This window comes from Terribacillus halophilus (assembly GCF_900101385.1).
Lineage (GTDB): Bacteria > Bacillota > Bacilli > Bacillales > Amphibacillaceae > Terribacillus > Terribacillus halophilus.
Map to the genome: position 1 here is coordinate 647,469 of NZ_FMZB01000001.1, position 21,064 is coordinate 668,532.

20 protein-coding genes and 2 riboswitches are annotated in these 21,064 nt (G+C 46.8%); of the genes, 14 read left to right on the top strand and 6 right to left on the bottom strand.

What is annotated here, in order from left to right; translation table 11 throughout:
- Positions 1-49: 49 nt before the first annotated feature.
- The gene (locus tag BLQ53_RS03145) at positions 50-607 is read right to left on the bottom strand and encodes a thioredoxin family protein (protein WP_093725801.1); all 558 of its coding nucleotides are present in this window, start codon (positions 605-607) and stop codon (positions 50-52) included.
- Between the two features lie 111 nt (positions 608-718).
- On the opposite strand from BLQ53_RS03145, the gene BLQ53_RS03150 reads away from it, so the two are divergent.
- Entirely contained in the window at positions 719-1,777 is a 1,059-nt protein-coding gene (locus BLQ53_RS03150; protein WP_093725802.1) for a M20/M25/M40 family metallo-hydrolase, read from the top strand.
- 57 nt (positions 1,778-1,834) lie between these two features.
- Positions 1,835-1,983: riboswitch (FMN riboswitch) on the top strand.
- Positions 1,984-2,161: 178 nt separating this feature from the next.
- Complete coding sequence (locus BLQ53_RS03160) at positions 2,162-2,740, top strand: ECF transporter S component (protein WP_093725804.1); 579 nt, start codon at positions 2,162-2,164, stop codon at positions 2,738-2,740.
- Between the two features lie 186 nt (positions 2,741-2,926).
- Here the strand turns inward: BLQ53_RS03160 and BLQ53_RS03165 are convergent, their stop codons facing one another.
- From BLQ53_RS03165 to BLQ53_RS03175, 3 genes are all read right to left on the bottom strand, one after another.
- Positions 2,927-3,310 (bottom strand): TraR/DksA C4-type zinc finger protein, encoded by a 384-nt coding sequence (locus tag BLQ53_RS03165; protein WP_244499222.1) that lies wholly within the window; start codon positions 3,308-3,310, stop codon positions 2,927-2,929.
- 14 nt (positions 3,311-3,324) lie between these two features.
- Positions 3,325-3,711, bottom strand: coding sequence for a PaaI family thioesterase (locus BLQ53_RS03170; protein WP_093725806.1), 387 nt, complete (start codon positions 3,709-3,711; stop codon positions 3,325-3,327).
- Positions 3,712-3,796: 85 nt separating this feature from the next.
- On the bottom strand, positions 3,797-4,741 hold the full coding sequence (locus BLQ53_RS03175) for a 1,4-dihydroxy-2-naphthoate polyprenyltransferase (RefSeq protein WP_093725807.1): 945 nt from the start codon (positions 4,739-4,741) through the stop codon (positions 3,797-3,799).
- Between the two features lie 212 nt (positions 4,742-4,953).
- Here BLQ53_RS03175 and BLQ53_RS03180 point away from each other — a divergent pair, with 212 nt between their 5' ends.
- The 8 genes from BLQ53_RS03180 to BLQ53_RS03215 all read left to right on the top strand — a co-directional run bounded on the left by BLQ53_RS03180 (position 4,954) and on the right by BLQ53_RS03215 (position 13,407).
- A complete protein-coding gene (locus BLQ53_RS03180) occupies positions 4,954-6,309 on the top strand; it encodes an isochorismate synthase (protein WP_170829560.1) in 1,356 nt (451 codons plus the stop codon).
- Positions 6,306-8,051, top strand: a complete 1,746-nt coding sequence (gene menD, locus BLQ53_RS03185; protein ID WP_093725809.1) for a 2-succinyl-5-enolpyruvyl-6-hydroxy-3-cyclohexene-1-carboxylic-acid synthase — start codon at positions 6,306-6,308, stop codon at positions 8,049-8,051. Before BLQ53_RS03180 ends, menD begins: the two co-directional genes overlap by 4 nt.
- Positions 8,044-8,856, top strand: coding sequence for a 2-succinyl-6-hydroxy-2,4-cyclohexadiene-1-carboxylate synthase (gene menH / locus BLQ53_RS03190; protein ID WP_244499223.1), 813 nt, complete (start codon positions 8,044-8,046; stop codon positions 8,854-8,856). Before menD ends, menH begins: the two co-directional genes overlap by 8 nt.
- Positions 8,856-9,674 carry a 1,4-dihydroxy-2-naphthoyl-CoA synthase gene (menB, locus tag BLQ53_RS03195; protein WP_038565044.1) on the top strand — a complete coding sequence of 273 codons (819 nt, stop codon included), beginning with the start codon at positions 8,856-8,858 and terminating at the stop codon, positions 9,672-9,674. Before menH ends, menB begins: the two co-directional genes overlap by 1 nt.
- 71 nt (positions 9,675-9,745) lie before the next feature.
- Positions 9,746-11,221 carry an o-succinylbenzoate--CoA ligase gene (locus tag BLQ53_RS03200; RefSeq protein ID WP_093725811.1) on the top strand — a complete coding sequence of 492 codons (1,476 nt, stop codon included), beginning with the start codon at positions 9,746-9,748 and terminating at the stop codon, positions 11,219-11,221.
- Positions 11,218-12,318, top strand: a complete 1,101-nt coding sequence (gene menC / locus BLQ53_RS03205; protein WP_244499224.1) for an o-succinylbenzoate synthase — start codon at positions 11,218-11,220, stop codon at positions 12,316-12,318. Before BLQ53_RS03200 ends, menC begins: the two co-directional genes overlap by 4 nt.
- 36 nt (positions 12,319-12,354) lie before the next feature.
- The gene (locus tag BLQ53_RS03210; RefSeq protein WP_093725871.1) at positions 12,355-12,552 is read left to right on the top strand and encodes a YqaE/Pmp3 family membrane protein; all 198 of its coding nucleotides are present in this window, start codon (positions 12,355-12,357) and stop codon (positions 12,550-12,552) included.
- A gap of 108 nt (positions 12,553-12,660) precedes the next feature.
- Positions 12,661-13,407: a SurA N-terminal domain-containing protein gene (locus BLQ53_RS03215; protein ID WP_093725812.1), complete on the top strand. Its 747-nt coding sequence runs from the start codon at positions 12,661-12,663 to the stop codon at positions 13,405-13,407.
- Positions 13,408-13,446: 39 nt separating this feature from the next.
- Here the strand turns inward: BLQ53_RS03215 and BLQ53_RS03220 are convergent, their stop codons facing one another.
- Positions 13,447-14,268, bottom strand: a complete 822-nt coding sequence (locus BLQ53_RS03220) for a DUF6612 family protein (RefSeq protein ID WP_093725813.1) — start codon at positions 14,266-14,268, stop codon at positions 13,447-13,449.
- Between the two features lie 400 nt (positions 14,269-14,668).
- Here BLQ53_RS03220 and BLQ53_RS03225 point away from each other — a divergent pair, with 400 nt between their 5' ends.
- Positions 14,669-15,184 carry a hypothetical protein gene (locus BLQ53_RS03225; protein ID WP_093725814.1) on the top strand — a complete coding sequence of 172 codons (516 nt, stop codon included), beginning with the start codon at positions 14,669-14,671 and terminating at the stop codon, positions 15,182-15,184.
- A 27-nt stretch (positions 15,185-15,211) separates the two neighbouring features.
- Positions 15,212-15,688: an RNA deprotection pyrophosphohydrolase gene (gene ytkD, locus BLQ53_RS03230; protein WP_093725872.1), complete on the top strand. Its 477-nt coding sequence runs from the start codon at positions 15,212-15,214 to the stop codon at positions 15,686-15,688.
- Positions 15,689-15,731: 43 nt separating this feature from the next.
- On the opposite strand, the gene pckA is transcribed toward ytkD, so the two are convergent.
- The gene (gene pckA / locus BLQ53_RS03235; protein WP_425288277.1) at positions 15,732-17,315 is read right to left on the bottom strand and encodes a phosphoenolpyruvate carboxykinase (ATP); all 1,584 of its coding nucleotides are present in this window, start codon (positions 17,313-17,315) and stop codon (positions 15,732-15,734) included.
- Positions 17,316-17,503: 188 nt separating this feature from the next.
- A riboswitch (SAM riboswitch) is annotated at positions 17,504-17,608 on the top strand.
- Positions 17,609-17,790: 182 nt separating this feature from the next.
- On the opposite strand from pckA, the gene metK reads away from it, so the two are divergent.
- Positions 17,791-18,990: a methionine adenosyltransferase gene (metK, locus tag BLQ53_RS03240; protein ID WP_093725815.1), complete on the top strand. Its 1,200-nt coding sequence runs from the start codon at positions 17,791-17,793 to the stop codon at positions 18,988-18,990.
- 134 nt (positions 18,991-19,124) lie between these two features.
- Positions 19,125-21,032: an asparagine synthase (glutamine-hydrolyzing) gene (gene asnB / locus BLQ53_RS03245; protein WP_093725816.1), complete on the top strand. Its 1,908-nt coding sequence runs from the start codon at positions 19,125-19,127 to the stop codon at positions 21,030-21,032.
- Positions 21,033-21,064 lie beyond the last annotated feature (32 nt).

Sequence of the window (21,064 nt, forward strand, 5' to 3'; positions counted from 1 at the left end):
TATATCTCCGCATGCTGATAAAAGAAAAAAACATCCAAATTGGATGTTTTTATGCTTCTTCAAGTCCTCTTTTCATACTTGCATATACGCGCTGCCAGAAATCATGATTGTCTCGATAGGATTTTGTGATGAAGGTGAGCATCTGATCACGTTTTTCTCCATATTCAGGGGCATCCTTGTCGGGCAGGCTGCTGAATGACTCATCGATGTATACTTGCAATTCAGGAGCGCGCGGACCCCATTTCGCGACTTCATCCCCATTTTGGTTGATGAAGATGATGATCGGAATGGAACGGCTCTTGCCATTCGTCAAGTATTGGTCCATCAGTTCAAGATTTTCATCACGGCGAAGGATGCGGACATCGATTGCGCCTGCCTGGGCGATATGATAAAAAATCGGCAGGTTCAGCATCGCATCCCCGCACCAGTCTTCTGTCAGCACGATGGCTCGAAGTCTTTGGGAACGGAGTGTGTTAAAGAACTCCGTATCGGCCGGAAGCTCGTAATGATCGTAAATATGCAATGTATTTTCTTTATGCGCCTGCATGGATTCCAAATAGGCATCGATATGGATTCCTTTGTCAAACCATTCATTCAATGTCGTCATATGTCTCATCCTTTCTGATGTTTAGTTTACCCGACCGGTCGGTTAAACTAAACAAATAAGCCTCTGTTTGTGCTACAGTGTTAGAAGACTTCATATAAAGGCGGAATAGATATGCAACTAGAGAATCAAAACTTTTTAATGGATCTGCTGCGGACAGCCTCACCGTCCAGCTTCGAAATGGAAATACAGAAAAAGTGGATCAAGGAATACGCACCATTTGCCGATGAAATGCGCACCGATGCGTCAGGGAACGCTATTGCGGTCATCAACCCGGAGGCGAAATTCAAAGTCCTGCTTGCCGGCCATTGTGATGAGATTGCGATGATGGTTACAGGAATCGATGAAAATGGATTCCTCCGCATCGATGAAATGGGACGATTCAACGCCAAGGCAGCGCTGGGTATGACCGTGCAAGTCTTAGGATATGGCAAGACGATTCCTGGTGTTGTTGGCGTGAATGCAATGCATCTTGGCGGGGTGAAGGGAGATTTCGAACTGCCGGATTTGTATATTGATTGTGGTGCAAAGTCCAAACAGGAAATCGAGCAATACGTGCAAGTGGGAGACTTGATCGTTTACCAGCGACAGCCGTCTGTATTGATGGATCGCTATTTGACAGGTCGAGGATTGGATAACCGTACTGGTTCTTTCATTGTCGGGGAAGTCGTCCGACGGCTTAAGACAGAGAAGCTGCATGTAGGCGTATATGCAGCCAGTACGGTGAATGAAGAAACGAATATGGGCGGTGCATATTTCGCTGCGGCTGGTATCCAGCCTGACTTAGCGATTGCATGTGATGTGACTTTCGCAACCGACCACCCAGGTGTGAACCGGCGAAAAGCAGTCGATGTCAGCTTGGATGGAGGTCCTGTACTGGCCAAGGGAGCACCGATCAACCGCAAGGCGAACCTGTTGCTTGAGCAAGCAGCAAAAGAGCTCGATATCCCGCTGCAATACGAATTGACGCCGCGCATCACCGGTACGGATGCAGATAAGATGCGCTATTCAGGAAAAGGTGTATCGACTGCACTCGTATCCTTACCGCTTCGCTACATGCATTCACCGGTAGAAACAGTCAGTCTGCAGGTCATCCAGCAGGAAGTCGACCTGCTGGTAAAATTCTTGACAAACCTGACAGGCGAAGAAAGCCTGAATCCATTGGATCTATGAGCATAGGGGTTGCAAATGCATGAAAAGCAGGTATAATAAAATGACAAACTAAATCGATTCTATCTTCGGGGCAGGGTGCAATTCCCGACCGACGGTGACAGTAGCAAGTTGCTGCTGAAGTCCGTGACCCGCAGGACGCTTGTTCTGTGGCTGATCCGGTGCAAGTCCGGGACCGACAGTGAAAGTCTGGATGGGAGAAGATACGAAGCAGAAGACGGGTGCCATACGGCTACCTCTTGTTTCCTTATGAGGAACATCTTCTTGCTTATTTGCGTATATTCCAAGCCCCAGAGCACTATGCTCCGGGGCTTTTTGACGTAAATAAGCTGCTTTCCCTTCATCAAGAGTTAGAATCGAAAAACAAGATGAAGGAGGAGAACGATCATGCGTTCATCCAAATTGACTAAAACGATTACTTTTGCTTTACTGGGAGCAATCAGCATGGTGCTTATGCTGCTTAATTTCCCGCTTCCGATTCTTCCGTCTTACTTGAAGATCGACTTCAGTGAGATTCCGGTATTGATTGCAGCCTTGCTGTTTTCACCGCTGGCAGGTGTAGCTGTCGAAGCCATCAAGAACTTATTGTATCTTATTTTCACAGGAGCCGGGGATCCGGTTGGAGTCGCAGCCAATTTCCTGGCAGGCATGCTTTTCGTCATGCCGGTTGCATACTTTTATCATAAATTCAAAGCAGGCAAAAAAACACTCATCTCTGGATTGGCTACCGGTACAGTTGCCATGGCAGTCGGAATGAGTGTGCTGAATTACTTCATTGTCCTGCCGCTATATAGCATCTTCTTGGGATCTCCTGTCATGAGTGACAATGCGAAATGGGTTGCAGTCACTGCTGGTATCCTACCTTTCAACCTTGTGAAAGGTATTGTCATAGCGATTGTCTTTGTACCTTTATTCGCTAAATTAAAGCCATGGTTCGCCAAACGTAATCGAACAGCTGCAGTATAAAAAGCTTCCTTTGGGGCTTTTTTGAAGCAAAACAGTTATTGCAAATAACGACAGATCATGCTACAATAATCTAGCGATGAGCTGAATTGCATAAGTCGGTAAAGCACGTCTTTGACACGTGTGGATGTGGCCGCACGGCTTTACACGCCGCAATTAACAAAGGCACCCTGCGAGGGTGCCTTTTTCTTATGCTCTTCTCGCTTCTTCCATTTCTGCCTGTTCCTCAACGAGGAGGCGGGCAGTCGGCTCGGCTTCCAGCCGCTCCTCTGGAATAGGTTTGCCGGATTTCTCACTTCGTCCATAAGTGCCTTCTTCTATGCGATCAAGTGCATCCTCAATATCGCGCAAGCGTTCACGAGCAGATTCCTTAAGTGTATGCGCTGTTTCGCGATCATGCATTTCCGTACCGAGATCACCAGGGTGATTGACGATGGTGGACATTTCACCGATAGAATCATTCGGAAATTCTTTTGCGCTGTTATAGCTATCGTTCCCTTTGATTTGTTCTTCTGCTTCTTCTTTCATCGCAAGTAATTGTCTGCGGAAAGAATCCAATTTATCTTTATCCATTCCATCCATCTCCTTTATTGCTGTTTCGTTTTCACAGCCAGCGTACAGCGGGCGATAGAGAGCAGGTTTTTGTTCTCATCCGAAATGTTGATTTGCCATACCATCGTCGATTTCCCGATATGGATCGGCGAAGCGATAGCTGTCACGATTCCGGATCGGACACTGCGAATGTGATTCGCATTGATTTCCAGGCCAAACACAGCTTGGGTTGATGGATCTGCATGTAGATTGCCGCCGATGCTTGCTGCTGTTTCAGCCAACGCAACACTGGCGCCGCCGTGCAAGAAACCCATTGGCTGCCGATTATGTGGTCCTACCGTCATCTTCATCACAACTTGATCCTTACTTGCTTCAACCACCTGCATTTGTAGTTGCTCCATTAATGTGTTTGAGAAGTCCATAAAACTTTACCCGCTTTCTGTATGTATTGTATTCCCGCACAAGCCTGCATTAAACCTAAATAAAAAGCGGGCATGCTGCCCGCTTTTAGAATGAGAATGGCACGAACTGCTGGATCAATAAAGCGATCACTAGCAAAAGTCCATAAATCGTATTTGTTTGTCCTGTGGCCTTCATGGCAGGCATCATCTCAAGCGGTTTGGTCTTGCCGAGAAAACCTCGGTATGCATCCCGAGCTTTCTTGATGCTCAAAAATGTAATCACAGCCCAAATTGGGAGCAATCCTACAGCGATGAATACCGCAGTGATCACATAGCTGATGATGAACCAGATACCAAGGAACGTAACGCCTTTTTTTCGGCCGAGTAAGATGGCGACAGTCCGTCTGCCATTAACTTTATCTCCGTCATGATCACGCAAATTATTGGCAAAGTTGATGCAGGCAATAAAGATGGTGACGGGGATACTGATCAATACGACACTGCCGGTAAGCGTATCCGTCTGGATATAATACGTAATACAGATGATGATGGCACCCATGAAAACGCCAGACGTCAATTCACCGAATGGTGTATACGAAATCGGATAAGGGCCACCTGTATACAAATAACCGCAGAGCATACATGCGAGCCCGATCAATGCGATATACCAGCTGGACTCCATACAGATATAAACGCCTAACAGCATGCTGATGAAATAGAATGTCAACGCAAGTGCCAGGACAGTTTTCGGCTTGATACCGTCACGTACAATTGTACCGCCGATCCCGACAGACTGCTCATTATCAAGTCCGCGAACAAAGTCATAATATTCATTGAACATATTCGTCGCACATTGGATCAAGATACATGCAAGCAGCATGGCCCCAAACAGCAGCCAGTTGATCTCATCCAATGGAGTGAGCATCGTTCCGATAAAGACAGGGACGAAGGAAGCTGTCAATGTATGCGGACGCATCAGACGCCACCAGATCTGGAAGCCTTCGCGCTCATTAAGTGCTTGTCGCACATTATCGTTTCCGATAGATTGCATAATACTTTCTCTCCTTAAAAATGCAGGGCATTATATCATATTAATTTTAGGGAAACAAAGATAGCATGTCAATGTTATTTACTTACTTAAGATAAGTTAATAAGTGCTCCTCCTTGTTAATCGGCGAAAAAGGGAATAGAATAGGGAAGGACATCCAAAAATGAACGTAAACGTACTTTATTGTCCTTGCAGTAATGTGGAGGTCGGAAAACATGATTCAACAATATAAGACAGATTTCGAGTCTTTTCTTCGTGAAGCTGCCGAGAATCGGCAGCAGAAAATACTGGTCAGCTGGACGGAGAAAGTCGGAGCGATAGATCCTCTCCGTTTCTTTGCCAATGGTTCTTCTTTGGAAGGGCATCGTAATTTCTGGTACAGCCAAAAGGATGACTTTTGCTTGGTTGGTGCCGGACCAACAGTGATGGATATGCGTACAGCCGATGAATGGGAGCATGCTATAGAAAGTGCAGTTGTTCACAATCTTTCGGCGGGAGCAGGAACGGGTCCAGTCGCTTTCAGTGGAATCAACTTTCAAAAAGAGCGAGAACGCGACCTGTGGCAGGACTTCCCGGACACGCAATATCGCATACCCGCTTTTACTTTGACCAAAACAAAGACAGATTATTATCTAACTATCAATCAGTTGGTCGATGGCTCCAATATAGAGAGCCAAATAACTGCTATCCTTGGTCAGCTGGAACAGCTATTCGCTGAAGGTACCATTCCAGCTGTTCGAAAAGAGCTCATCAGCAAGGAGGAGCTTGAATCAGAAGCTTGGAAGCGGTTAGTAAAAGAAGCAACGGACACAATAAAATCGACTGAATTGGATAAAGTTGTGCTGGCACGTGGGATGAAATTGGAATTTAAAGAGAAAATCCACGTGTCACATGTCCTTGGTAATTTGCTGGATACGCAAAAGGACAGTTTCCTTTTCGCGGTGGAGAATGGCTCTGCTTGCTTCCTTGGAGCTACGCCTGAACGTCTTGTGCGTGTACAGTCCGGCATATTGCATACAAGCTGTGTCGCAGGAACTGCACCACGAGGCAGAAATGAGGCCGAAGATCAATCGATAGGAGAAGCGTTGCTGCACGATAATAAGAACCAAGAAGAACATCAATACGTCGTGAAGATGATTTCTGGTGTGATAAGTAAATATGCCAAGGATTTACGCTTGCCTGGCGGGCCGCAGTTAATGAAGCTCCGTCAGCTCCAGCATTTGTACACGCCTGTTTCTGCTAAGCTCCTCCCAGGGGCATCTTTACAGCAAATCATTCAGGAACTGCATCCGACTCCTGCTTTAGGAGGTCTTCCCAAGCAGGAAGCACTGGATTTCATCGAAGTGAAAGAACCGCTCGAGCGTGGCTGGTACGGTGCACCGATTGGCTGGCAGGATAGCTATCGCAATGGAGATACTGCCGTTGCCATACGATCCGGCTTGCTGAATGAGAAACAGGCTGTTTTATTTGCAGGCTGTGGTGTCGTGAAGGATTCTGATCCTGAGATGGAATTCGAGGAGACGGCCATTAAATTCCGTCCGATGCTCGAGGCTTTGGAGGTATCAAAATGAGCCATATTGAAACATTGACCAAATACGTCGGGCATTTTGTGGACGCGCTTTGGCGCAGCGGTGTGGAGCAGGTCGTCATTTCACCTGGATCTCGTTCCACTCCGCTTGCCCTCTTGATGACGGAGCATCCGCATATGAAGCATTGGGTGAATTTGGATGAGCGTTCCGCTGCGTTTTACGCTCTTGGTCTGGCGAAGGAAAGCCAAAAGCCCGTGGCGCTCGTCTGCACATCGGGAACTGCAGCAGCCAACTACATGCCTGCGGTCGTCGAGGCTTTTTACAGTCGTATTCCTTTGATTCTATTGACAGCTGACCGTCCGCATGAATTACGTGATGTAGGTGCACCACAGGCAATCAATCAGATTCAAATGTATGGTGGTTTCGTCAAATGGTTCCATGAGATGATGCTGCCAGAAGCTAACCCGGCTGCATTGCGATATGTACAGCAGCAAGCTGTCAGGGCGATGCAGCAGGCGCAGGAAGGGAATCCTGGACCAGTACATCTCAATTTTCCGTTCCGCGAGCCACTTACGCCTGACTTTACCGTAGAGAATATTTGGTCTTCAGGGGAATCCGCTGCGAAGCCGCCGTTGTATGGCACAGCCCGATTGGATGAAAACGAGATACAGCGTCTTGTCGAAATACTTGAGACTGGTAAAAAGGGCTTGATTGTCGTCGGTCCCCAGGAAGATGCGGAACTTGCACATGCTGTTGTTAGATTGGCAGAGAAATGGCAGCTTCCAGTCCTGGCCGATCCATTATCGCAATTGCGAAGCGGGACTCATACAAAGGACGTTATCATCGAAACATATGATACAATCTTAAAATCGGCATCTGTGCGTGCGAAACTGCAGCCGGATTTCATTATCCGCTTTGGAGCGATGCCTGTATCCAAGCCGTATTTATTCCTTATGAAAGAATATGCAGGCAGCGACCATATTGTTGTAGAAAAACACGCCGGATATCGTGAGCCGGTGGGCATGAACACGCAATTTGTTTACAGCGACCCGGTCAAGCTTTGTGAGGCACTATCAGAATCTGTCCCTGTCAAGATGGAGACATGGCTGCTCGAATGGCAGCAAATGAACCGCATTGCGCGGCAGGTTCTGACTGATGACACAGGAAATATGGAGCTTACAGAGGGAATCGCAGTTCAGGACATCCTCCGAAATACTCCTGATGAAAGTAATGTGTTCGTTGGGAATAGCATGCCGATCCGAGATTTGGATAGCTTTTTCTTCACGACGGACAAGCACATCCAGCCCTGGTGCAATCGCGGCACCAATGGGATAGATGGTGTCGTCTCTACCGCATCAGGCGTGGCAGCCAGTGGCAAACGCACCACACTCGTGATTGGGGACCTTTCCTTTTATCACGATATGAATGGACTGATGGCGGGTCGGAATTACGGCCTTGATTTGACCATTGTCGTCATCAATAACAACGGCGGGGGCATCTTCAGCTTCTTGCCGCAGGCGCAGGAAGCTGCCCATTTCGAGACGCTTTTCGGTACACCGACCAATTTGGACTTCGAGCATGCAGCAGGTCTTTATCAGCTGCCATATACACTGGCAGCTGATCGAGCAGCTTTTGCCGATGCCTTGCAGGAGAGCTACAATAAAAAAGGCATGCACATCATCGAAGTGCGTACGGAACGGGAAGACAATGTCAACTGGCATCGAGAAAAATGGCAGGAAGCGGAAAAAGAGCTTTTGCATTATCTGGAGAACAGTCATGCTTGATATCCATTACATGGAGTATGGAAAGGGGCATGATGAGACACTCTTGTTGTTTCACGGCTTTACTGGTTCTTATCAGACATGGCTGCCATTCCTGGATGCATGGGCTGAAAAACATCATGTGATAGCAATGGATATGCCAGGCCATGGCCAGTCGGACATTCAAGATGACCTGACGATGAACCGTTTCACGGATGAGATTGCTGTTTTTCTTGATAAGCAGGGTATTCAAAGGGTGAAGCTGCTCGGATATTCCATGGGAGGCAGGGCAGCACTTGCTTTTTCCTGCCGTTATCCAGGCAAAGTGAGCGAACTGCTTTTGGAAAGTGCATCACCTGGATTGCTGACAGCCGAAGAGAGGTTGGCCAGACAGCGGCAAGATGAGCGTTTGGCCAGTATGCTGGAAGAGGAAGGGTTGGAACAGTTTGTGGATTTCTGGGAAAATATCCCGCTGTTCGAAACACAAAAAAGCCTGCCTGATCCGCTCCGAATGGCAATCAGGTTGGAGCGGCTTTCCCAGCAAGCCAGCGGTTTGGCTAAGTCACTCCGCACCATGGGGACAGGAAGGCAGGATTCCAATTGGGGCAAACTATCCCAGCTGGATATACAGGTGACGCTTGTCACCGGAGCATTGGATCACAAATTCGTCGGTATCAATCAGGAGATGGAAAGGCAGCTGCCTGCTGCCGATTTGCACATCGTGGCAGAAGCCGGTCATTGTATCCATGTTGAACAACCGCGAATTTTTGATAAAATAGTAAGAAGATACTTGCTTCATGTCGAAGCGGATATATTGGAGGAATCATAATGGCAATTACATGGGAAGCTACCCGTACGTACGAAGATATCTTGTACGAAGAATACAATCAAATCGCAAAAATTTCGATCAACCGTCCGGAAGTTCGCAATGCGTTCCGTCCGCAGACGGTAAATGAACTGATCGATGCGTTTACATACGCTCGTGACGACTCTAACATCGGCGTTATCGTACTTGCTGGTGTCGGCGACAAAGCATTCTGTTCAGGCGGTGACCAAAAAGTTCGCGGTCATGGCGGGTATGTAGGAGAAGATCAAATCCCTCGCTTGAATGTACTTGATTTGCAGCGTTTGATTCGTGTTATCCCGAAACCAGTCGTAGCAGAAGTATCTGGTTACGCAATTGGTGGCGGACATGTTCTTCATGTAGTCTGTGACTTGACGATCGCTGCAGATAACGCGATCTTTGGTCAGACAGGTCCTCGTGTCGGAAGCTTTGACGCTGGTTACGGTGCTGGTCTTCTTGCACGTAACATCGGTCAGAAGAAAGCTCGTGAAATTTGGTTCCTATGCCGTCAGTACAATGCACAAGAAGCATTGGATATGGGCTTGGTCAACACAGTTGTTCCTTTGGATCAGCTGGAAGCAGAAACAGTTAAATGGTGTGAAGAGATGCTTTCCATGTCTCCGACAGCATTGCGTTTCTTGAAAGCTTCTCTTAACGCAGATACAGATGGACTTGCTGGTTTGCAGCAAATGGGCGGAGACGCTACATTGCTTTACTATACAACGGATGAAGCGAAGGAAGGCCGTGACGCATTCAAGGAAAAACGCACACCTGACTTCAAAAAATTCCCGCGTTTCCCTTAATAAACAATGACTGGAACCTTTGCAGCGAATTGCAAAGGTTCTTCTTTATGACAGAAAGGAATGGATGAAACATGTCGGAAATCATCCCGCATTGGCTGCAAAAGCAGGCGTCGGTCAGTCCGGAGCGGCTGGCTTTGGAAACACCGGAAGGAACGAAGATGACTTTCCGCGATCTGCACGAAGCAGTCGATGCCAGTGCCTGTAGACTCGCTTCTTTAGGTGTGCGGCGTGGTTCGCGCGTTGCTGTACTTTCCCATAACAGTGTGGAGATGGTAGTGCTTGTCCATGCACTTAGCTATATCGGTGCAACGCTGATCCTGCTCAATACAAGACTGACAGTGGCTGAATGGTCCTTTCAACTGCAAGACAGTGAAGCGGAACTACTGCTTGCTGCTGCAAAATATGAACAACAGGCCAAGGCCACTCCAGTTGCCCTCCAGACCATTGAGATGCTGCATGAACAGCCGCCCCAGGAGTATACATGCTGCACAGAACTTCGTCTTGATGATGTATTCAGCATCATCTATACCTCCGGGACTACAGGAAATCCGAAAGGTGTTGCGCATACTTATGGCAACCATTGGTGGAGTGCCATTGGTTCTGCCTTGAATCTTGGGCTTTCCCAGGAGGACAAATGGCTGTCTCCGCTGCCGATGTTCCATGTTGGCGGTTTATCCACCATTTTCAAAAGTGCCATCTATGGGATGCCGCTGTATGTGACACAGGGCTTCGATGAAGAAATCGTCCAGACAGCAATCACAAAGCATGGTGTCACAATCGTATCGGTTGTAACAGTCATGCTTCAGCGCCTTTTACGTCTGCAAGAGAAAGACGGTATCACCTATCCGGATACTTTCCGCTGCATGCTGTTAGGCGGAGGGCCGGCGCCGCTCCATTTGCTGGAAGAGGCAAAAACGAATGCCATTCCTGTGTTCCAGTCCTATGGCATGACCGAAACTGCATCTCAAATCGTGACATTAAGTCCAGAAGACAGTATCCGTAAGCTGGGCTCGGCTGGAAAAGCGCTCGTTCCGGCTCAGCTGCGCATCATGACCTCAACAGGCTTGGCCAAGCCTGATGAAGCAGGAGAAATCCAAGTGAAGGGCCCGATGATCACGAAAGGATACTATCGAAACCCGGAAGCAACCGGAGCAGCTTTCCAAGAAGGGTGGCTTGCGACAGGTGACATCGGTTATACGGATAGAGAGGGTTATTTGTATGTGCTTGATCGAAGGAAAGACCTTATCATCTCGGGCGGTGAGAATATCTATCCTGCCGAAGTGGAAGGAGTTTTGGCCAGCCACCCCGCTATCAATGAGGCAGCTGTCATCGGACAAACTGACACACAGTGGGGAGCTGTGCCTGTTGCGTTCCTTGTAAAGGATAAAGAGATCAGCATCGAAGACCTACAGGCATACTGCCAGGAAAGATTAGCCCGCTATAAAATCCCGAAATATTGGCACTGGGTCGATGGACTTCCGCGGAATGCGAGCAATAAGCTGATGCGCTATAAGCTGCAGCAGAAACTCGAAGAGGGCAATGCATGATGGAGGTAAAAGGCTATCGCTTGTTCCGCTATACCTTGCCGCTCAAACAGCCTTTCACAACACATGCTGGCGTCCTGCATGAAAGAGAAGGAATCATCGTCGAATTACAGGATATTGACGGACGGTTGGGATATGGCGAAGGAGTCGCTTTTGCCGAACCGTTCTATACGAGTGAAACAGTGGCATCGAGCTGGATACTGCTTCAGCAATCGCTGCTGCCGCTCTTGTTTGCCGGAAAAGTGAATCACCCGACAGATGTTCCGAAGCTGTTTGCCGGCATCGTCGGTAATCAAATGGCCAAAGCTGCTGTGGAAGGAGCCATTTGGGACTTATATGCCAAGCAGCAGAATCGGAGTCTTGCTTCCTGTATAGGCGGTACGAGGACAAAAGCGAAGGCGGGTGCTGTCATCAGTCTATCGGACGATCTTGAACAGACGATCGAGATGATTCGCAGGCAAGGCTTTGAACGTGCCAAGCTGAAAGTATCAAAATATAATGAACGGCAGGCTATTGAGCAGGTTACATTAATTGATCCGGAGCTTTCGCTGATGATCGATGGAAACGGTATGTACAGGGAACGGGATCTGCCTCTGCTTGCTGATCTGGACAGCTTGAATCTGCAGATGATTGAACAGCCATTTCCCTCGGGGGATATTGTGCTGCATCAACGGCTGCAAGAACAGATGCAGACGACCGTTTGCCTTGATGAAACGGTGGAAAGCTGGCAGGACGCCTGGCAGGCTCTTGCGCTAGGAGCATGCCGGACCATCAACATCAAAATTGGAAGGGTTGGCGGTCTGACTGCCGCAATCCGCATCCATGACTTGTGCCAGCAAGCCGGCTTGCCTGTCTGGTGCGGCGGTATGGTGGAAACAGGCATTTCGAAGGCGCATAATCTGGCGCTGGCCTCTTTGCAGGGCTTTTCGATACCTGGTGATTTGTCTGGTTCTGACAGGTACTTTGAGAGAGATTTGCTGCAAGAGCCACTGCGGGTGGAGAAAGGAAGCATCCAAATTCCAGCTAATCCGGGTATCGGGGTAGAAGTGGATATGGAGTATCTGCTGCATGTATCCAAAGAGGTAAAGGAAGGGGAGTAGGTGTCAAAAGGAGTGAAAATGGGTATTTCTAAAGTAATGCAGCAAAGAGAAGGAATACTGTTGGCGATTTTTCTGCCGCCAGTGGCCGTATTATTCACTGGTAAACCATTCAAGGCATTACTGAATCTGGTTTTGACACTACTATTTTTCGTACCAGGAGCCGTACATGCTGCCCTGGTCGTGAAAGATCATAAAGATCGCAAAAAGCAATTGCTTAAGAAAGGCGTCCTTTAAAGGGGCGTCTTTGTCTTACTTATCTTCCAGAATAACGTGGTATACTTGTGTTGACTGTTGATAGATGTTACATTCGTAACCATATACGAAGAGAGGGGTTTCTATTTTATGAAACGTTTGATGACCCTATGCTTAATGCTGGTACTGGCTATAGTATTGGCTGCATGTGGGAATGATGAGGATTCTTCATCTGATTCTTCCAGTGCTGAACAAAAAGCGCAGAAGCAAGCAGAAGAAATGCAGAAGAAGATGGAGGAACAGCAAGTGGATCCGGACGAAACAGTCGCGACTGTTAATGGTACCGAGATAAAAGGTGAGGAGTATAATTCACTCCTATCTAATGCACAGCAACAATCACAGGCAAACGGCGAGGATCCGACTACAGATGATGGTGCGAAAGAATTAAAGGATCAAGTATTGAAAAGTCTTGTAGGAAATAAACTGCTTTTCCAAGAAGCGGAGAATCAAAACTATGAGGTTTCCGATAAAGAATTGGATGAAGAAATGCAATCTGCCAAAGACCAATTTGAAAATGAAGATAAATTCAAGGAAGCTTTGGAAGCTGCTGATACAACAGAAGAGGAGTACAAGCAGCGGCTGAAAGAAGGCCTGCTTGTAAATAAATATGTCGATAACGAGCTGTCACCAAAAGAAGTGACGGAAGACGATATGAAGACATATTACGAAGAGATGGAAAAGCAGGCAAAAGAAAGCAATCAAGAAGACAGCCTGCCAAAATACGATGACATCAAGGATCAGCTGAAAACGATGATGGAACAACAGAATTTGCAGACAGTCATGCTTGAAAGAGTGGATGAATTAGAAAAAGACGCAGATGTGAAATACAATATCTAATAAAAGAGGCACCAGGGATAATCCTGGTGCCTTTCATGTTTAATACGTTAAAGCTGCTTGGTCAGAAATATCAACTGCGCTCTCAGCCTCTGCTGGAATGTCAATGCTTTCTGTTGCGTTAAAGTTGTCGTAATTCATATCCACTACTGCATTGACAGTTGCTTCGTCACCTGCATCTTCCATATTCATGACCATATCCAATTTGATATTCTTCGGATAATTTGTTTCTTTATCGATGGAGATGGTGTAGTTGAACTTATCGAAAGTGAAGTTACCCAAGCTTTCGATGCTTTCGCCTGCTGCACCCATTTGTTCTTCCATGAAGCTCATCATTTTATCTTCGGCTACTACAACATCCAGTACATATTCTGAGTCTGTTTCGGATACTTTGATGTTATCAGCCAAATCCTTCACTTGTTGGATCTGCTCATCCAAAGGCTCGGCAACTTGATCTGTTTCAAGGGAAGCACCGATTTCTGATTCAGCATCCATTTTCAGCCACATGGCAGATGCTGGTTCGTACATATAAATCATATTGTCTTTGATATACATATCGAACTGTTCTCCCATGGATTCCATGCTGAGCTTAGAAGACAATGGATCCATCACGATCGTTCCGTTTGCCGTCGTTGTCATGGACTGATCCAGACCGGTTGCTTTCACATCCATATCCATTGACATATCCATATCATAGCTATTCAGATCTTCATTGGCTTTGGATGTGCTTTGCAGGATTTCTTCAGGTGTAGGACCTTTCTTCTCTTTGCTTTCTGCATCTGTAGAAGCGCTGTCTGTACCGCATCCAGTCAAAAATAGTGCCAGTGCCAATACGAACCAGCCAAGATGTTTTACCGCTTTCATCTAATCCCTCCAAAGGTAATTTGCTCTCTAAAGTAACGGACTCAATCACTTTATTTCTGCATAAGTATGTCTTATTACAAATCATTCCTGAAAATTAGTCCGCCTTGGAAAGCTTACCAAAGTTTAACGAGTTTTACAGCGATTTGTTTCACATTTTTTTACAAAAAGCAACAATTGAGAAGAAATCCCCACAAATTTTTCATAGCTTAAGATGAAATAGATAAAGAATGCCTAGGGGCAGATGTGTAAACTTTACTATGAACTTCAAATTTATGGGTTTTGATTCAGAGGAGTTCTTCGTTCGATACAGAGGCTAGTAATCAGCTCATAATCGATACTGTGTTTCAAAAAAGGGAAAATGAGGAATACCTATAATATGACTACATAAGGAGGACTGATTATGCTTCAACCAAGATGGAAAAAAGCAATAGGTGTCATCATCATGCTCCTAGTCCCATTTGCATTCGCGCTATCATACCAATCAGATAATATAACTGCAGTAACAGCCGAAAAAAGCCAGTTCCCCGCAAACCAGGAATTGGATAAGGAACAAATAGAACAGCTGACATCTTCCTTCATGGACAAAGTCACCCAGGAGATAGATGAAAATTACAAAGTGCTGCACTACAATACCAAAGAAGAATTATTGAAGAGTTTTGACGAAGTAGCCACAAGGGATGTAAGCGAATCGATCGTCGACTTCTATTTCTCGGAAGAAGCTGATGGCTTGTATATCTTGCCGACTGAAACACCTGCATGGTTCAACCCGGATAATTCATACAAAGTAGAAACAGACTCCGATAAGTATGTTACAATTACACAAAGCAATACCGATGATTTGCACGGTAACTATACAATCGAGATCAAATTCTTGTATGACGGAGGCTGGAAGATCGCAGCAGTCAAATACTTGTAGGTTTGATGTGAAGAAGGCAGTGGGATGATGATTACGTTCAGAGATTACTATAACAATGAAGTGAAGATGTCTTTCGCCGATCATCCATTTTCTGATCAGCCTAAACATGTGTGGGTGATTTGCCGGTACGGAAGCAAATGGCTGCTCACACGCCATAAAGATCGGGGATTGGAGTTCCCGGGCGGCAAGGTCGAAAAAGGCGAAACGGCAGAGCATGCGGCGATGCGGGAAGTGATGGAGGAGACTGGTGGCGTAGTCCAGCAGCTGAAATATGTCGGGCAGTACTTCGTAGCCGGCAAAGCGGGGCATATTGTGAAAAATGTCTATTACGCCATCATCTCGGAACTGAAGAAGAAATCCAATTACTTGGAGACATATGGACCAGTGATGGTGGATAAGTTTCCTTCCCACCTGGCCCAGCACGCAGAATACAGCTTCATGATGAAAGATAAAGTGCTGCCTAGTGCACTGCATCACATAGATCAGCTTGAAAAAACGATGTAAAGAATCGCCCCAAAAGACAGCTGTCTTTCGGGGCGGTTCTCTTTTATTTGTATAGCGGACCCGCTTGGCGTACCGCGTCGTCAATAAAATCAAATTTTGCGAAATGTTGATGGAACTGAACAGCCAGTTCCTGCGCTTTTTGCTTATAAGCTGTTTTATCTTCCCAAGCATTCTCCGGCATCAGGAGTGCTTTTGGTACATCAACGATGGAAACAGGAACATGCAGGCCAAAAATAGGATCTTGGATCGTATCTACATCGCGTAATTCCCCACAAAGAGCTGCCTGTACCATCGTTCTTGTATAAGCAAGCTTCATCCGGGAACCCGAATGATAATCTCCACCGGTCCAGCCTGTATTGACCAGGTACACATCTGCTTGATGCTCGCGGATCTTGCTGCCCAGCATATCAGCGTATACGGATGGTGCCAGCGGCAGGAACGGGGCTCCAAAGCAGGTGGAGAATGTCGCTTCCGGTTCAGTCACACCACGCTCCGTACCAGCGAGTTTACTCGTATAGCCGCTCAAGAAGTGGTACATCGCCTGCTCGGTCGTCAGCTTGCTGATCGGAGGCAGCACGCCAGTTGCGTCGGCAGTCAAAAAGATGATCGTTTTGGGATGGGACGCCAAACTTTTCGGTAAACTGCCCTTGATATAGTCGATCGGGTAAGCAGCACGTGTATTCTCCGTAACAGATCCATCTTCATAATCACAAATGCCAGCTTCATCAACGGATACATTTTCAAGGATGGTTCCGAATTTGATCGCACCATGGATTTCAGGCTCTTTTTCTGCGGAAAGATTGATGCACTTGGCGTAACAGCCGCCTTCGATATTGAAAATGCCATCTGGTGACCAGCCATGTTCATCATCCCCGATCAAAGGCCGGTTCGGATCGGCGGAAAGCGTCGTCTTACCCGTTCCAGATAGACCGAAGAATAGAGCCGTATCGCCATCTGTACCTACATTCGCAGAACAGTGCATCGGCATGATTTCTTGCTGCGGAAGCAGGAAGTTCATCACAGAGAAGATCGATTTTTTCATTTCACCGGCATATTCCGTGCCGCCAATCACAATCACACGCTGTTTGAAGGAAACGATTACAAAAGCTTCCGAATTGGTGCCATCGACCAACGGATCTGCTTTTACGCCCGGAGCGGAGATGACGATGAAAGAAGGCTTATGGGATGCCAGCTCCTCATCACTCGGCCTGATGAACAGCTGGTGGGCGAATAAGTTATGCCAGGCATATTCATTGATCACCTGTATCGGCAGGTGATAGCGTTCATCGGCTCCTGCAAATCCCTGGAATGAGAATACTTCTTCTTTTGCTTGCAAATGATCGACGACCTTGCCTAACAGATGCTCGAAAGTGGCTTCACTTATCGGCTGATTCACTTTTCCCCAGTCTACCTTGTTTTCAGAAAGTTCATCTTTGACAATGAATTTATCTTTAGGGGAGCGGCCGGTATATTTGCCAGTAGCTGCCCGCAAGGCACCTGTTTCTGTCAGGCGTGCCTCTTGGCGGGACAATGCCGCCTCAGTCAATTGAGCCGCAGATAGGTTCCTTTTCATATTGGGTTGGTTCCGCAATTCCTCTAACGCTGTTACTGCGTGCATCATTCGCATATAGATCCCGCCTTTTGAGTTGATTTTAAATTAGTATAACACATTAAAATATTAATACATACTATTTTGAATTGCAATCATTTGCTGAGAATTAGGTGACGGATAATTCCGATAATTTTTGTCGGTGATTGCAGGATTTGGTTGACTTCTGAAGGCTGTTTCGATAACATAGTTGCGAACGGAAAACACTCTTATTCAGAGTAGGCGGAGGGACAGGCCCTAAGAAACCCGGCAACCGTCACATTTGTGAAATGGTGCTCAACCTGAGCAAGGGATACCTTGAACGATAAGAGAGGGAATAAGCCAGCCTTCTGTTATGATGGAAGGTTTTTTTCATGTAACGGCTTAATAATAGAAAAAGAACAATACTAGCTGTAGTGTTCTTTCACCTTCACCCATTATCAAGTTTCTTAATAACATACTTGGAAAGAGTAAAACTTCCGTATTAATCGTAGTTGAAGGGGGATTTGGCAGAATGACTGCTAATCGTCGATTATTTACCTCAGAATCCGTTACTGAAGGCCACCCGGATAAAATCTGTGACCAGATTTCGGATGCTATATTAGATGAAATCCTATCCAAGGATCCGAATGCCCGTGTAGCTTGTGAAACGACAGTTACGACTGGTCTTGTACTAGTAGCTGGTGAAATCACAACGAACGCTTATGTAGATATCCAAAGCATCGTGCGTAAGACAATCAAAGAAATTGGTTATACACGTGCTAAATACGGCTTTGATGCCGATACATGTGCAGTGCTGACAGCAATTGATGAACAATCGCCCGATATCGCAGGGGGCGTCGATCAAGCGCTTGAGGCCCGCGAAGGCTTGATGACGGACGAAGAAATCGATGCCATTGGTGCGGGTGACCAAGGATTGATGTTCGGGTATGCCAGCAATGAAACACCGGAATTCATGCCGCTGCCGATATCATTGGCTCACCGTCTTTCCAAGCAATTGGCGAACATACGCAAAGAGGAAGTCGTGGATTACTTGCGCCCGGATGGGAAAACACAAGTAACAGTGGAATATGATGAAAACGATCAGCCTGTACGGATTGATACGATTGTCATCTCTACACAGCATCATCCCGAAGCGGAGCAAGCACAGATCCATGCTGATCTGAAAGAGCTTGTGATCAAACCTGTCGTGCCAGCAGAGCTGCTTGACGAAAATACGAAGTATATCATCAACCCGACAGGCCGTTTCGTTATTGGCGGTCCGCAAGGGGATGCTGGTTTGACTGGCCGTAAAATCATCGTTGATACGTATGGCGGCTATGCACGCCATGGCGGCGGTGCATTCAGCGGCAAAGACGCGACGAAAGTGGACCGTTCCGGCGCTTATGCAGCACGTTATGTGGCGAAGAACATCGTTGCAGCAGGTCTTGCGGATAAATGTGAAGTGCAGCTTGCTTATGCCATCGGTGTTGCTGAGCCTGTTTCCATCAGCATCGACACTTTCGGGACTGGCAAACAAACCGAGGAAGCATTGGTGAAAGCAGTACGCGAGCTATTCGACCTTCGACCTGCTGGCATCATCAAGATGCTGAACCTGCGTCAGCCGATCTATCGGGATACAGCTGCATACGGTCATTTCGGGCGTACTGATAAGAGCTTCCCTTGGGAGCAGACAGACAGAGCAGCACAACTTGAAAGCTATACATTCGCATAATCGGATGCAAAAGCAAGAGCTATTTTTTAGCTCTTGCTTTTTTTAAGTCGCCGCCCATAATCTTCCTTCAAGAACCGAATTGTTTTATGCTATAATTAATGGCTAGAAGTAATGAAAGAGAGGCTAATAAGTAAATGTGTGGTTTGATTGGCGTCATCAGAAAAAACGTAAAACAACTAACGCAAGCTGATAAGGATAAATTCAAACAACAGAACAACATCATCACCCACCGCGGTCCGGATGATGAGGGATATTACCATGACGAACATGTTTCATTTGGTTTTCGCCGTTTGAGCATCATCGACATCGAAGCTGGGGTTCAGCCGCTAAGCTATGACGATGAGAACATCTGGATGGTTTTCAACGGGGAAATCTATAACTATGTAGAGCTTCGTGAAGACCTGCTGAAAAAAGGATCTGAGTTCAAGACAGAATCCGATACCGAGGTCATCGCTGCGATGTACCATACATACGGAGCGGAAGCATTCAAGGAGCTTCGCGGTATGTTCAGCATCTTGATCTGGGATAAACAAAAGAAGATATTTTACGGGGCTCGTGACCCGTTCGGCATCAAGCCGCTCTTCTATAAAGAAACGGACGAGGAAATCTTCTTTGCTTCCGAGAAGAAAAGCATCACACTTCTTGAAGAATCCGATACCGTGGATACAGAATCGCTGCAGCAATATCTGAGCTATCAATATGTACCCGATCCTTTCTCTATGACAGAAGGTATCAAGAAGGTTGAGCCTGGTCATTACTTCGTAAAACGTGAAGGTGAACCAATCGAATTCCATCGCTACTGGCATGCGACATTCTCACCAAAAATTATGGACAAGCAAGCTTGGATCACCCGAATCCAGGACGTGCTGTATGATTCCGTCAGCAAGCATATGCGAAGTGATGTGCCGGTTGGATCCTTCCTTTCTGGGGGAATCGATTCCTCTGTCATCGTAGCCATCGCAAAGGAATTCAACCCGAACTTGAAGACATTTTCCGTAGGATTCGAGCGTGAAGGCTATTCTGAAGTGGATGTTGCGAAAGAAACAGCTGAAAAAATCGGTGTGGAAAACTATTCGCACATCATCACACCGGAAGAATACCTTGAGAAGCTACCGAAAATCATGTGGCATATGGATGATCCATTAGCTGATCCGTCTGCTGTAGCACTGTACTTCGTTGCAAGGGAAGCCAGCAAGCATGTGACTGTTGCCCTTTCAGGCGAAGGTTCCGACGAACTGTTCGGCGGATATAATATCTACCGTGAGCCAGAGTCCCTGCGTATGTTCGACAGCATCCCAGGACCTGCCAAGGCATTGCTGGCCCGCGTGGCGAAGATTCTTCCTGAAGGTGTACGCGGCAAGAGCTTCCTGGAGCGCGGTACGACTCCTTTGAAGGATCGCTATATCGGTAACGCCAAGATGTTCGAGAAAGCGGATCTGCAAAAGCTGCTGAAAACGTATGACAGCTCGATCAGCTATCAGCAGTTAACCGCACCTTTATATGAAAACGTCAAGAATGAGCCTCCTGTCAATCAGATGCAGTATATCGATATTCATACTTGGCTTCGCGGAGATATCCTTCTCAAAGCCGATAAGATGACAATGGCGCATTCACTCGAGGTTCGCGTACCGTTCCTTGATAAAGAAGTTTTCCGAGTTGCCCGCGAAATTCCGCAAGACCTGAAAATCGCCAACAATACGACGAAGAGCTTGCTGCGTGAAGCAGTGGAAGGCATTGTACCTGATCACGTATTGCACCGGAAAAAACTCGGCTTCCCGGTACCTATGCGCCACTGGCTGAAAAATGAACTGAATGGCTGGGCGAAGAAACTCATCCATGAAAGTCAGACAGACCATCTCCTGCATAAGGATTATATTCTTAATCTGCTGGATGCACATTGCCAAGGCAAGGGTGATTACAGCCGTAAGATCTGGACTGTTCTTGCATTCATGCTATGGCATCAAATTTACGTCGAACGTAAATACGACTTTGCCGAATTCCAAAAAGTTGATAGAGTGCAAAGCAAGCTGCAGACCGTATAACATAAAAACCGTCCCAACGAAAGGGACGGCTT

Excerpts from the sequence above, each read along its gene's own strand:
- menC (WP_244499224.1), top strand. The coding sequence starts at position 11,218 with ATGATGGAGGTAAAAGGCTATCGCTTGTTCCGCTATACCTTGCCGCTC.
- BLQ53_RS03215 (WP_093725812.1), top strand. The coding sequence starts at position 12,661 with ATGAAACGTTTGATGACCCTATGCTTAATGCTGGTACTGGCTATAGTA.
- BLQ53_RS03175 (WP_093725807.1), bottom strand. The coding sequence starts at position 4,741 with ATGCAATCTATCGGAAACGATAATGTGCGACAAGCACTTAATGAGCGC.
- BLQ53_RS03170 (WP_093725806.1), bottom strand. The coding sequence starts at position 3,711 with ATGGACTTCTCAAACACATTAATGGAGCAACTACAAATGCAGGTGGTT.
- BLQ53_RS03145 (WP_093725801.1), bottom strand. The coding sequence starts at position 607 with ATGACGACATTGAATGAATGGTTTGACAAAGGAATCCATATCGATGCC.
- menB (WP_038565044.1), top strand. The coding sequence starts at position 8,856 with ATGGCAATTACATGGGAAGCTACCCGTACGTACGAAGATATCTTGTAC.
- BLQ53_RS03225 (WP_093725814.1), top strand. The coding sequence starts at position 14,669 with ATGCTTCAACCAAGATGGAAAAAAGCAATAGGTGTCATCATCATGCTC.
- metK (WP_093725815.1), top strand. The coding sequence starts at position 17,791 with ATGACTGCTAATCGTCGATTATTTACCTCAGAATCCGTTACTGAAGGC.
- ytkD (WP_093725872.1), top strand. The coding sequence starts at position 15,212 with ATGATTACGTTCAGAGATTACTATAACAATGAAGTGAAGATGTCTTTC.
- menD (WP_093725809.1), top strand. The coding sequence starts at position 6,306 with ATGAGCCATATTGAAACATTGACCAAATACGTCGGGCATTTTGTGGAC.
- menH (WP_244499223.1), top strand. The coding sequence starts at position 8,044 with ATGCTTGATATCCATTACATGGAGTATGGAAAGGGGCATGATGAGACA.
- BLQ53_RS03160 (WP_093725804.1), top strand. The coding sequence starts at position 2,162 with ATGCGTTCATCCAAATTGACTAAAACGATTACTTTTGCTTTACTGGGA.
- asnB (WP_093725816.1), top strand. The coding sequence starts at position 19,125 with ATGTGTGGTTTGATTGGCGTCATCAGAAAAAACGTAAAACAACTAACG.
- BLQ53_RS03150 (WP_093725802.1), top strand. The coding sequence starts at position 719 with ATGCAACTAGAGAATCAAAACTTTTTAATGGATCTGCTGCGGACAGCC.
- BLQ53_RS03165 (WP_244499222.1), bottom strand. The coding sequence starts at position 3,310 with ATGGATAAAGATAAATTGGATTCTTTCCGCAGACAATTACTTGCGATG.
- BLQ53_RS03210 (WP_093725871.1), top strand. The coding sequence starts at position 12,355 with ATGCAGCAAAGAGAAGGAATACTGTTGGCGATTTTTCTGCCGCCAGTG.
- BLQ53_RS03220 (WP_093725813.1), bottom strand. The coding sequence starts at position 14,268 with ATGAAAGCGGTAAAACATCTTGGCTGGTTCGTATTGGCACTGGCACTA.
- pckA (WP_425288277.1), bottom strand. The coding sequence starts at position 17,315 with ATGCGAATGATGCACGCAGTAACAGCGTTAGAGGAATTGCGGAACCAA.
- BLQ53_RS03200 (WP_093725811.1), top strand. The coding sequence starts at position 9,746 with ATGTCGGAAATCATCCCGCATTGGCTGCAAAAGCAGGCGTCGGTCAGT.
- BLQ53_RS03180 (WP_170829560.1), top strand. The coding sequence starts at position 4,954 with ATGATTCAACAATATAAGACAGATTTCGAGTCTTTTCTTCGTGAAGCT.